Here is a 12,128-nt window from a genome sequence, read left to right on the forward strand (position 1 = left end):
CCTCGGATTTTTTAGTTTGCTTTATAGAGCATTGTTACAACTGTTCCATATCTTTCTTTACTTTTTACAAACATTTTCCCTTTATTTTCGCTCATTATTTTAAAACAAATCGTTAAGCCAATGCCGTTTCCTTTTTCTTTACTTGTGAAATACGGTTCGCCAATCCTAGCTAATCTTTCTTTAGAGATTCCTTCTCCATTATCCATGACGCGGATACGGATATACTCTTTGTGCTCATCTAAAACAATTTTAACCTTACCACCTTCACGAATGGCTTCCAAACTATTTTTAATAATATTAATCATAACTTGTTTGAAATGAGATTTATCCATCATTATATTTTGCTTTTGCATTAATTTGTTAGTAAGTTGGATTTTCTTCCCTTCCTCTGTCGCCATGGCATTGAATAGAAGGTTAATATTCTTCACTTCATCAACTGCATCAAATGGTTCAACAGAAGCTAGTTCATCAGATTTAGCTTCAGGCTTCCCTAAAATTAGTAATTCTTTTAATACTTGATTAATCCGATCAATTTCTTCAATAAGAATTCTCTCATAGGTCGAGTCAGGGTTTCTTTCTCTTAACAATTGTATGAAACCACGAATCGTTGTTAATGGATTTCTTATTTCATGCGCTACACCCGCAGCCATTTCACCAATGACTTTCATTTTCTCTGATGAAAGAAGCAACTGCTCATTCTTCTTCTGCTCTGTTACATCATTACCAAAAAAGATGGTGAACGATTGCCCAGAATTTTGATATAGCTGCTTCATTCCCCACTGAATATAATAATTTTTTCCTTTATAATCTGTATAGCGGTAAGGTTGTTCAAACCCATATGCAATCATTGGCAAAAAGTGTATAAGTGTAGATATTTTTTTCCCTAATAAAGTATGTTCTCTCTCATTAAATAATTGACAAAAGGAGCGATTCACCTTCACAATTCGCTGATCACTACCCGTAACAAGCAAATAATTAGGATTAATATCCATGATTTCTTCTAATAGCTCACTCTGTTTAATTAACTCAATATTGATATTGCGAATTCTTTGCGATTGCATTTGAAAAAAACCTAAAAATAAAATTAAGGCTGCAATGATTGAGTTAAAACTAGAGAAATAAAGCGGAGCAAAAGAAAAACCACTAATAACACCATTAATAAAAATAATCATTGCTGCTATGACTAATTGTAAGTAAAAGCTTCTATAATAAACACCTTTTAAATGTAATGTGACAATAAACAGGAAAAACCAATTAATAAAAACAAGTAAAACATTAATGATAAACGTAAAATTCAAAGGACCATAAATTGGAATCCAATGGGCAGGTGAAATGTCCCCCGCTTCAACAAATCTGTAAGATTCGACTCCAAGTGAAGTAAAGTTTATCAAATACGTAATGATACTAATCATCATAACTAAACACATGCCCGATTTATTAAACATTATCCCAAATCGATGCAAAAAAGGATTTTCTTTTACTAAATAGTAAGAAAAATAATACATCGTTGGCATAATGAAAATCGGACCCATCCTTAAAATCCGGAACAACAAATCAATCACTTGTAAAGACAGAAACTGTTCAGCATAAAGAAAGGCAATATCCATTTGCCAAAACGACAATAGTAAGAGGAAAATGGACAAAGCTTTTGTTAAGGAGGTTTTAGAATAGAATAAGATCGATACAGAAATAAATAAGGGGATGAAAGAAACAGTTAATAATAAAACAAACTCCATCTTATGTCATCCTTACCTTAGAGAAAAGGGCAGCATGATTGTTTCCACCATAGCCTTGTGAAGTAACAAGTACTTGTTCCACTGGGCAATGCATCACTTCATCAACAACCGGAAGCTGCTCATACTTACCAACATCTACTCTGACGGTTGGCGGAATAAACTGATCCTGTATACTAATTAAACCGGCCATTACTTGAAACATGCCCGATGCTCCCATCGCATGACCAACATTCCCCTTTATAGAAGTAATCGGCACGCCTTTATCTACAAAAAACTCTCCATAAACCATTGCCTCAATATCATCGTTTAATTGGGATCCTAACGCCTGACTATTAATATAAGTCGGCATCCCTTTCTTAATCGTTCTTTCTACAGCCTTAACCATTGCCCGACCTTCTGGATCAGCAATGTAAGAGGAATAAGCGGATTGGAACATACTAGATTCCGTTAAATACCCTATTATCTCTTTTTCTCGTTTAACCGCAACTTCCTCTGATTCCAATACTAATACCCCTGCACCTTCAGACATAGCAAAACCCTCGCCTGTTGAAAAGGGACCCATGAATGTCTCTCCCGTTTGCATAATTTTCAGTGGCAGAAAACCAGACAATACTAAATCGTTAATGGTAGAGTCTACCCCACCGACAATACACACATCTACCTCATTTGCCTGCAGAAGGATTTTAGCCATATGAATGGCGTCTAAACTAGATGTACAACTATTTGCTAAAGAAAAGGTTGGACCTTCAATTTGCAAGAAAGTACTTAAACAGTTCGCCAATGTATGGCCATTCATATTCCCAATGGCATACGGACTCATCCTTTTCCCTTTGTGTAACTTTATTGAATGGTTAAAAACCTCTGTTATTACACCACCAGAAGAGCCAACAATGATAGCAGTTGCATAATCTCTCGGTTGAATCTGCGCCATTTCTATTGCCCGATCTGTTGCATGTAGGAGCATTTGCGCTGACTTTGGTAATTTATGCGCATTTAAATACGGGTAGCTCATTTCATCCCCTTTTACTCTGCCAGTAAAAATGTGCTCACCTTTAAATTCTTCTCTATTTAATATCGTTTTTTTATCTTTTAATATATTTGAAAAATCTTTGATTGATGTAATGTTTGGGCCAATCAATCCCATTCCAGTGACAACAACTCCCATAAATGCAACCCCTTTTGCATATATACACCTTTATCTTACTATTAATCTAGAAAATAAGATACGTTTCATTCATGACTAAACCCGTTCACACAACACGAATAGTACTATAGTAACATAAGAACACGAAGTAAATTTAGGTCTTTTCATCTAAAAAAAAGAAATAAAACTATTTTTCACCTTATTAACTTTGCGAATTGTTAAGATTCTCCAATGGAGGCATCACTTCATCATTTGAATTCTTTTCTACATAAAAAAAGGTACCAACCTTTGTTAGGCAAGTACCTCTCCGTCTCCCATTACATCATATACAATCAATTTTCCGTTGTAGCCGCAGTTTGTTCTCGAGCCTCGCCATGCCAATCTTTTGTTACATCTACCCATTGTTTTGCCCCTGCATATTGATATAATTCCTCACAAGTTAGTTCAATTGCTGAGTTTATGCTACCACATGCTGGATACACCATTTCAAAACGCTTTAGGGATGCATCAAGAAAGATATTCATTTCTTTTGCCAATCCAAATGGACAGACACCGCCTACCATATGCCCTGTATGGTCAAGCACTTCTTCAGCTGAGAGCATTCTCGCTTTCATTCCAAATGTATGACGAAATTTCTTATTATCTATTCTTGCATCACCTGCAGCAACAACTAGTAGAGCTTTTTCTCCCTCACCTCTAAAAGAGAGAGTTTTAGCAATTTTCGCTGGAATAACACCAATTGCTTCGGCAGCTTGATCAACAGTTGCACTCGGCGTATCAAACTCCAATATATCTTTATCTCTACCGTATTTTTCTAAGTGAGCTTTAACACTTTCAAGTGACATAATTCTTCCGCGGCCTCCTGTCAATATAATGTAAAAGGATAACATTCTTTAACAAGTAAAAGCAAATGTATTTGTTAAAAATTCAAAAAACATACAAATCTTAAAATCAGGTTGTTTGGGATACAATCTATTACTTTTTTCTACTTTCCCCTTCCCATACATTTAACTCGATCCTTCCCTTTCCAACAACATTTTTTCCTTATGTCTGCTTTTCAATCTCATGTGCAAATATGATACAGTAAGGCTATACATAAAATGATGGAGGAATACTTATGACACCAACTACTTACACGGGCTATGTTGGTACCTATACGAAAAAGGATAGCCAAGGCATTTACTCATTCCAATTAGAGGATAATCAAATTAAAAATATCGAACTTGCTGCAAAACTTGAAAACCCAACTTATTTAACGGTCAGTTCGAATCAATCACATCTATACGCTGTAATGAAAGAAGGAGATTTAGGCGGTGTCGCCGCTTATGAGTTAAACAACAGACATCATGGGCTCACTTTATTAAATAAACATCTTTCACCAGGTGCCTCGCCTTGTCATGTAAGTTTAGATCAAAAGAGTCAATACTTATTGAGTGCCAATTATCATAAAGGAACGGTTGACTATTATGGACTACAAAACGGGGAAATTAAAAACCTTCTAACTACAAAAGAAATTCATGGTTCGGGACCACATGAGCGCCAAGAAAAACCACATACTCATTTTGCTGGACTCACACCGGATGAGAAGTATGTCGTCGCCGTCGATTTAGGAGCAGATGAAATCATTCTATATCATAGAGATGGGGATCAACTCACCACCCATTTTACTTTAGCCACACAGCCAGGCTCTGGGCCAAGACATATCACCTTTCATCCCAATGGGAAATGGGCCTACTGCATGACTGAACTTAGCTCAGAAATCATTACACTTCAATATGACGCCGAGAAAGGAGAATTGAAAGAAGCTTCTTATTATAAGACGATACCCGAGGATTTTTCAGCAAACAACCAAGGCAGCGCCATCCACCTTTCTCAAGACGGCAAATTTTTATACGCTGGTAACAGAGGCCATAATTCAATTGCGATATTTGCAGTTACAGAAGACCGTTTGCATTTAACCTTTGTTGCTCATGCATCGACATATGGAGATTGGCCACGTGACTTTGTATTAGACCCAACAGAAGAATACTTAATTGCAGCCAATGAACGATCAAATAATCTAACACTATTTAAACGAGACACTGAATCAGGGTACCTTCAATTATTGCAACAAAATGTTTCTGTCCCTGAACCAGTTTGTGTGAAGTTTTTACCTCAGCACCTATAAGTGCAATAAAAAGGGGCATTCTACTAATGAATAGCCCTTTTTTTGTTATGCCCTCTATAAATAGGCAATGACTTTATTAACGTTCTATCATTAATAGGACATGCATAAGCTAAGATAGGAGACTATTTAAGGAGGAGAAATGATGAATAAAGTTGTTTATCTAGTTGGAGTAGCCATCATTATTTGCTTTGTTTCCTTAGCCGAATCCCCTAATTCAATCCTCCACCATGAGAACGAAAGAGAAAGTAAGTATCCCTATTTTCCGGTTATTAATGAGAATAATGACAACGAAGAAGTAAGTCAAACCGTTGATGAAACGGAACTTGATGGGTTAGTCCCTACGTTAGAACTGCAATTAGTGGACACGGTTTATAAAGATGATGTCATTGTTGAAAAATATCAACAATTCGAGGTTTATAGAAACGACGAGCAGGAAGTCATTAAAGCCACTCCATTAGATGAATATGAATACTTATCGTATCAACAATAGTTAATCAATTAAAACATGGACAAAAAGTTCCACATGATCTGGTAAGTTATATGTAAGAATATATCCTTTCGTATACCCTGATATAAAGCTATGACCATCCAATATTGTCGGGGAGGTAATATCTACTTCTATTCCCTTCCCTTCAATGGCTGATACTGAACCACCAGCAATCATATTCCCTAGTTCTCCACTGAAAGATGTTAACATTTCACCTTCTAATTCCACTCCAAACATAGATTCTCCCAGCAACGAAAAAAGTGAACGATCACCACCAATGAACAATTTACCGGATATGTCCCCTGAGAAACCGATGAATACCCCATATCGAACAAGGAATGAACCTTCTAGCTCAGACCTGCTCACTAATTCATGATTCATGGGAATTAGCTGTCCAATTGAAGTCTGGACACCTTTTAATAAAAGGTTCATTTTTTCTTTATCCTGTAAGACCTTTTCCATTGCCGGTCACCCCACATCAAAATAGTTGATAGTATCATAGTATATTACACCTGGTTTTTTTGCTATATTTTCCATTAAAAAAGACAAGATAAAACCGAAAGTGCATGAGTGAAAATAACTATTTTAAATTAAGACATGAATGGATCAATAAAATCTAACTTATTTTATTCCCTTTTCAACAAACATTAAAACACAGAACTTTGACAATTTCTATCCATTTAAGTATGATAATATTATTAAATGCGAAAGGGTGACTCTAAGTCAATGAAGTAAGAATCCTATTTATCGAAAACAAACAATTGAAGGTAATGAGTAAAGGAACGCTTTATTTTGCTATGCTTTCAAACAATGTTTTCAGAATAGGATTGCACTTCATAAGGTTACCCGCGGGATTTCTCCCACTTTTTTTGTGTACCTTTATGCCTCCTATTCTGAAGAAATAGGGGGCATTTTTTTTCGAGAATCTGTCTCCCTAAAACGAGAGGAGAAGATCCATATGCTATTATTAGAAGCCACTGACTTGAAAATCACTGTAGGTGACCGGCTATTAGCTACTGCCGAGAGACTAACTGTACACCAAAACGATCGTATTGGTTTAATCGGTCGGAACGGAACGGGAAAGACGACAATTTTAGATACACTTGTAGGAAAAATGGCTGCCGAAGATGGTCAAATCACCCGCAACGGCACAATGGAATTATTACCACAATTAAAACACGATGATCAATACAAAAGTGGTGGAGAAACAACGCAACAATATATAAAAGAAGCACTAGCTAAAAACCCGGAAATATTACTTGCAGATGAACCAACGACTCATCTGGATACTTCACATATTGAATGGTTAGAAAAGATTCTTAAGCATTGGCAAGGTGCTCTTATTCTAGTCTCGCATGACCGAACTTTTCTTGATCGTGTGTGTACAAAAATTTGGGAAATTGATGAGGAGAAAATAAAGATTTATTCTGGTAATTACTCGCAATATAAGCAGCAAAAAGAATTAGCATTAAAAGAGAAACAGCAAGCTTACGAACAATATGAACAGAAAAAAGCACAATTAGAAAATGCCCTCACCTTGAAGGCTAAGAAGGCAGAAAGAGCAACTAAAAAACCAAAAAATTTAAGTTCTTCTGAAGCACGGATCACGGGATCAAAGCCTTACTTTGCTAAAAAACAAAAAAAGCTGCAACAAACGGCTAAATCAATTGAAACAAGATTGGAAAAGCTTGAGAAAGTAGAAAAAATAAAGGATCTCCCGGCTTTACAAATGACCTTACCTAATGAAAAAAATACGAAGAACCGAATTATTATTAGAGCGGAAAACCTAAAAGGAAAAATAGATGATCACCTGCTTTTCGAACCCGCCTCTTTTCAAATTCGCGGAGGAGAAAAATGGGCGATTATTGGCCCTAATGGCTCTGGAAAGACAACCTTGATTAAAAAGATTTTGCAAGGGCAAGAATTGACTGTCTCTCCTTCTTTAAAAATTGGCTATTTTAGTCAAAACTTAGATATCCTGCAAAAGGATAAAACGATTATAGAAAATGTTAAAGAAACCTCTATTCAAGAAGAAACGATTATTCGTACAATACTTGCGAGGCTACGCTTTTTCCGAGACGATGTATATAAAAAAGTAGCACTTCTTAGTGGCGGCGAACGAGTGAAAGTCGCATTAGCCAAAATCCTTGTGAGTGAAGTGAATACATTAGTGCTAGATGAGCCGACAAATTTTCTCGATATTGAAGCTGTAGAAGCATTAGAAGAACTATTATTGCAATATAAGGGAACCATCCTCTTCGTCTCTCATGATCGCCGTCTGACGAATAAGGTAGCAAACAGGTTACTGATTATTAAAAATAAACAAATTGAAGTATTCAGAGGCAATCACGAAGCTTATGAATCATTTGTACCAGAGGTGAAGAGGGATAATCATGAGGAAGAACGTTTACTCATCGAAACAAAAATAACAGAAGTCCTATCACGATTAAGTATCGAGCCAACAGAGGAGCTAGAAAAGGAATTCCAGCAACTTCTACAACAGAAAAAGAAATGGCAATAAGTCAAAGAACGAGGCGGGACATAACTAAATGAGCTAACCTCAAAAAAAGAACAATAACAAATTGATCTTAAAACATCATTTGAAAAAAAGTCCGTTCCATTGCGCTACAGTCATACCGCGGGGAGGGGCTGAGCCTCCTAAGGCATTGCCTGTGGGATCTCAGCTTTCCCTCTATTTCCCGCAGGAGTCGAGTGTCTTCCGCTCCATTTCACTATTCTTTTCATATAAGGTTTCAAATCACTCAAAAAAACCGAATGATTAGATGCTAGACTTCTAATCATTCGGATAAATCATTAGCTAGAATACTTATGTCCCAACCTCCTTCTTTTTTCATATAAAGCCTCATCATTTTACTATTCCCACTTTTAATCAGTTATAAAATCCTGTAAAATCCAATTAAGGTATATTTAACTATTTAGAAATACGACATTCATCACCCTCCTCTTCAAATCGTTTATGCTTGTTTTAACGGAAATCGTAGAGTCAATGTAAAATACTAATCTACCATGAGGTGTCGACATGAAGCTATTGCAGATGAATCAACTTGAAAAAACAATCGGAAATACAATTATTTTCCCTAAATTCGATTTAACTTTACATAGAAATGAAATTGTCGCACTCCAATGTCATAACGATGTGGGCAAACATCTCATCATGATGATGATCGGAAAGAACCACATTTCAAATGGACAAATATTATTGGAAGATACAGAGTTAAATAAGCATTTCAAAAGCTTATCTAATAGAATTGGGCTCTCTCTACTAGACGATGCCCTCTACGACCGGTTAACTCCCCGAGAATTTCTAACCTTTTATAAGAACCTACATGACGTCAATATAGAAATAGATACTTTATTACAAAAGATAAACTTAATAGACAAGGGCAATACGAAGATTAGTAAACTTACTTTTTCTGAAAAGAAAAGGCTGCATTTAGGAAGGGCAATCCTCCATCAACCAGATTTGCTTATTTTGGAAGAACCCGACCAAAACATTGATATAGAAAGTAAAATCACACTACAGAAAGTATTAGAAGACCATAAAAAACAGGGTAAAGTGGCACTAATCATTACTAACAATTACGAAAGTGCACTATCAATGACGGATATTGTGTATCGTTTAAATGAGCACGGCCTAAAAAAAATCGAGGTCATGGATGAAGAGAACGGTCACCAAGATATCGAAAAGGAAGAATTACAGCCGCAACAAGAGATATTGCCTATCGAAGAAGCCGGTTCACCTTCTTCAGAAAAGATCCAAAACATGAACAATCCATTGCGTCTTGAAAAAATCCCTGCAAAAGTGGATGACAAAATCATTCTTTTTGATCCGACTGAAATTGTTTACGTTGAGAGTAATGACGGCATTTCCCATTTACATGTAAATGGTGAAAGTTTTCCTTGTGCCCTTACGCTCAATACATTATTTGAAAGACTGCATCCTTTTGGATTCTTCCGCTGTCATCGTTCTTATATTGTTAATTTGCAGAAAGTGAGAGAAGTCATTACTTGGACGAGAAATAGTTATAGCCTCATTCTCGATGACGCAAAAAAGAGTTCGATTCCATTATCAAAAGGAAAATTAAATGAGTTGAAAGAGATTAGGGCATATAAGTTGTTTACCACCTTGAGCCTAACAACGAATGACACCCTATTTTCACCTACTTTCCTTGCTCCATTCACCGCTAAATGGCTTCCATTCATCTAAATATAGGCTCTTTTCACCTTAATATTACTGTATTTATCCCTTTTCACAGCTAATATGGAGACAAGAAATGCAAAACGCGAAAAGGGGCCTATTAAATGGAAAATGTCATCGAAGTAAGAGACCTTGAAAAGTCTTTTCAAAATCAACTAGCCTTAAAGAAAGTAAGTTTTCAAGTAAAAAAAGGAGAAACAATTGGTTTCTTAGGACCGAGTGGTTCGGGTAAAACAACAACAATCAAAATCCTAACTGCTCAACTCCATGCAACCGCTGGAGAAGTCAAAGTATTCGGAGAGCCAATTGCTAAACTAAAAGATCCTACTTATATGAAGAGAATTGGTATATTAACTGATAATAGTGGCTTATACGAAAGGCTTAGTATATATGATAATCTCGCATTATATTGTGATTTATATGAAGTAGAGAAAAAAAGAATCGCTGAAGTGCTGGCGACGGTAAATTTAATAGAAGAAAGTCAAAAAATCGTGCAAAAACTGTCAAAAGGAATGAAGCAACGAGTGACATTAGCTAGAGCCATGCTTCATCAACCGGAATTACTCTTTTTAGATGAGCCTACTTCCGCCTTGGATCCTGTTAACACGATGCATATCCACCAAGGACTTAAAAAGCTAAACCAAGAAGGAACAACAATATTTTTAACCACCCATGATATGCAAGAAGCAGAGACCATTTGTGATCGAGTGGCATTCTTACATAATGGAGAAGTCAGCTTAATGGATACGCCAGAGAATATTAAAACACAACAAAGCACTTCTTCCATCTCCCTATTATTGCGAGACAACCGTAAAGTGGTTGTGCAAAAAGATGAAGCAGGTGCAAAAGAAATATATAACTATATGAAAGTCGGAGAAATCGTATCCATTCATTCAGATGAGCCAACACTTGGTGATGTATTTGTAAAATTAACGGGGAGGAAATTATTATGATCATTTAAACGTGTCAACGCGATATTTATTAAGGATTGGAAAGATTTACAAAGGAATTCATATATTCTTTTCACCTTAGCGATTCCATTAGTTTTTGCCGCAATGTTAGGTCGAATGAATGAAGCAACAACCGTCCTTTCTACTTATCCAATTAATCTCGCACTGATTATTGCTGGTGCCTTTATCCAAGCTGCGATGGTTGCAGAAGAAAAAGAGAAAAATACTTTGAGGGGCTTGTTATTATCTCCTGCCAGTACATTAGAAATCTTGATTGGAAAAAGCGCATTGTCTGGACTGATGACCATCCTTGTTATTATCGGATCAATTATTTTTTCAGGATACGCAGTCCCATCCCTTCTACTTTTTTCTCTTAGCATTTTATTAGGCTTAGTGTTTTACCTTGCAACAGGAACGATTCTTGGTCTGCTTTCACGAACAGTCATGGAAACAAGCATTATCGGTATGCCTGTATTAGTTATATTCGGCATGAGCTCCATGTTCAAACCAATGGTTGAGAATGCTACATTAATCAATATAATCGAGTTGTTACCTAATGAACAATTAAACCAGATTTGGTTTGGTTTAAGTGACGGTAAAGGGGCGGCTGATATCCTCATGAATTTGTTCATTTTATTTTTGTGGGTAGCCGTTTCCTTCCTACTCACCATCGTCATTTATAAGAACCGTAGATTTGATTAAGGTAACGGGGCCGGGGCATGTTTACCCATCCCCGACCTCACCAATCATATACGACAAGATGGGGCCATTTCGCTTTCCATTTCCTTGCCTTACACTCATATATCTCCTTCGTGACGATTACTTTATTCGGTACAACCTTCATGCTAAACAGGTCATCTAAATGATAAGGGGCATATACAGTCATCTTTTTATTTTTCTCCATTTTCACCCCCACCGCAGTAGCTGTTGTTGGCCAGCTCGCAATTGCCTCTTTTACACTTGTATAAGCAGGAATTGCAAAGCCAAATTTTTCCTCGTACCATAAATGGACATTCGCTTGATTCTTTATATCTAATTGATACGGAAACGACTTGAGCAGACCACTTAATATTCGCTGAAACTCCTTTTCGCTCAATTGGTTTTCCTTGTCATAGTAAACAAGATCGACATCTGATATGCCATAATCGATTGCGTTGCCAGATAATCGATTCCACACGGTATTCGCCACACATCCCGCAGCTACATAATAATCAAAGGGTAGATCTAAATCCGATAAACAATATAATAAACGAATCATTTCCTCATTTTGTTCTAACATTTCTTTCAACTGTTTTTCATAAATAATCATCGAGTGACTACCACCTTTATTGATTAAAAAGCAACTAACATCATATCTTATATAAGAGTGTATTTACATTATTTGGTTCCAACCTTAACTATCATCTTTATAAAGAGTCGAAATTC

At 36.4% G+C, this 12,128-nt stretch carries 11 protein-coding genes; 6 read left to right on the top strand and 5 right to left on the bottom strand.

Translation table 11 applies throughout. From position 1 onward, the window contains the following. Window positions 1-11 precede the first annotated feature (11 nt). The 3 genes from H9655_RS10340 to H9655_RS10350 form a co-directional block, all read right to left on the bottom strand. On the bottom strand, window positions 12-1,736 hold the full coding sequence (locus H9655_RS10340) for an ATP-binding protein (RefSeq protein WP_191813628.1): 1,725 nt from the start codon (window positions 1,734-1,736) through the stop codon (window positions 12-14). Window position 1,737: 1 nt separating this feature from the next. Beyond that, window positions 1,738-2,901, bottom strand: a complete 1,164-nt coding sequence (locus H9655_RS10345; RefSeq protein WP_191813630.1) for a beta-ketoacyl-[acyl-carrier-protein] synthase family protein — start codon at window positions 2,899-2,901, stop codon at window positions 1,738-1,740. A 311-nt stretch (window positions 2,902-3,212) separates the two neighbouring features. Further along, on the bottom strand, window positions 3,213-3,725 hold the full coding sequence (locus H9655_RS10350) for a YbaK/EbsC family protein (protein ID WP_191813632.1): 513 nt from the start codon (window positions 3,723-3,725) through the stop codon (window positions 3,213-3,215). A gap of 272 nt (window positions 3,726-3,997) precedes the next feature. Here H9655_RS10350 and H9655_RS10355 point away from each other — a divergent pair, with 272 nt between their 5' ends. After that, window positions 3,998-5,047 (top strand): lactonase family protein, encoded by a 1,050-nt coding sequence (locus H9655_RS10355; RefSeq protein ID WP_191813634.1) that lies wholly within the window; start codon window positions 3,998-4,000, stop codon window positions 5,045-5,047. A gap of 142 nt (window positions 5,048-5,189) precedes the next feature. Next, a complete protein-coding gene (locus H9655_RS10360) occupies window positions 5,190-5,537 on the top strand; it encodes a hypothetical protein (protein WP_191813636.1) in 348 nt (115 codons plus the stop codon). Here the strand turns inward: H9655_RS10360 and H9655_RS10365 are convergent, their stop codons facing one another. Further along, window positions 5,538-5,996 (bottom strand): chemotaxis protein CheX, encoded by a 459-nt coding sequence (locus H9655_RS10365; RefSeq protein WP_191813638.1) that lies wholly within the window; start codon window positions 5,994-5,996, stop codon window positions 5,538-5,540. 496 nt (window positions 5,997-6,492) lie between these two features. Between H9655_RS10365 and H9655_RS10370 the strand changes: the two genes are divergently transcribed. The 4 genes from H9655_RS10370 (at window position 6,493) to H9655_RS10385 (ending at window position 11,405) form a co-directional block, all read left to right on the top strand. Next, a complete protein-coding gene (locus H9655_RS10370; protein ID WP_191813640.1) occupies window positions 6,493-8,055 on the top strand; it encodes a Vga family ABC-F type ribosomal protection protein in 1,563 nt (520 codons plus the stop codon). Between the two features lie 519 nt (window positions 8,056-8,574). Then, window positions 8,575-9,762, top strand: a complete 1,188-nt coding sequence (locus tag H9655_RS10375) for a LytTR family transcriptional regulator DNA-binding domain-containing protein (RefSeq protein ID WP_191813642.1) — start codon at window positions 8,575-8,577, stop codon at window positions 9,760-9,762. Window positions 9,763-9,857: 95 nt separating this feature from the next. Continuing rightward, window positions 9,858-10,706: an ABC transporter ATP-binding protein gene (locus H9655_RS10380; protein WP_191813645.1), complete on the top strand. Its 849-nt coding sequence runs from the start codon at window positions 9,858-9,860 to the stop codon at window positions 10,704-10,706. 102 nt (window positions 10,707-10,808) lie between these two features. Beyond that, the gene (locus tag H9655_RS10385) at window positions 10,809-11,405 is read left to right on the top strand and encodes an ABC transporter permease (RefSeq protein WP_404826087.1); all 597 of its coding nucleotides are present in this window, start codon (window positions 10,809-10,811) and stop codon (window positions 11,403-11,405) included. Between the two features lie 37 nt (window positions 11,406-11,442). On the opposite strand, the gene H9655_RS10390 is transcribed toward H9655_RS10385, so the two are convergent. Beyond that, complete coding sequence (locus H9655_RS10390) at window positions 11,443-12,012, bottom strand: nucleotidyltransferase family protein (RefSeq protein WP_191813647.1); 570 nt, start codon at window positions 12,010-12,012, stop codon at window positions 11,443-11,445. Between the last annotated feature and the right edge of the window lie 116 nt (window positions 12,013-12,128).

It is taken from the genome of Cytobacillus stercorigallinarum, from assembly GCF_014836495.1.
Taxonomy (GTDB): Bacteria; Bacillota; Bacilli; order Bacillales; family Cytobacillaceae; genus Cytobacillus; species Cytobacillus stercorigallinarum.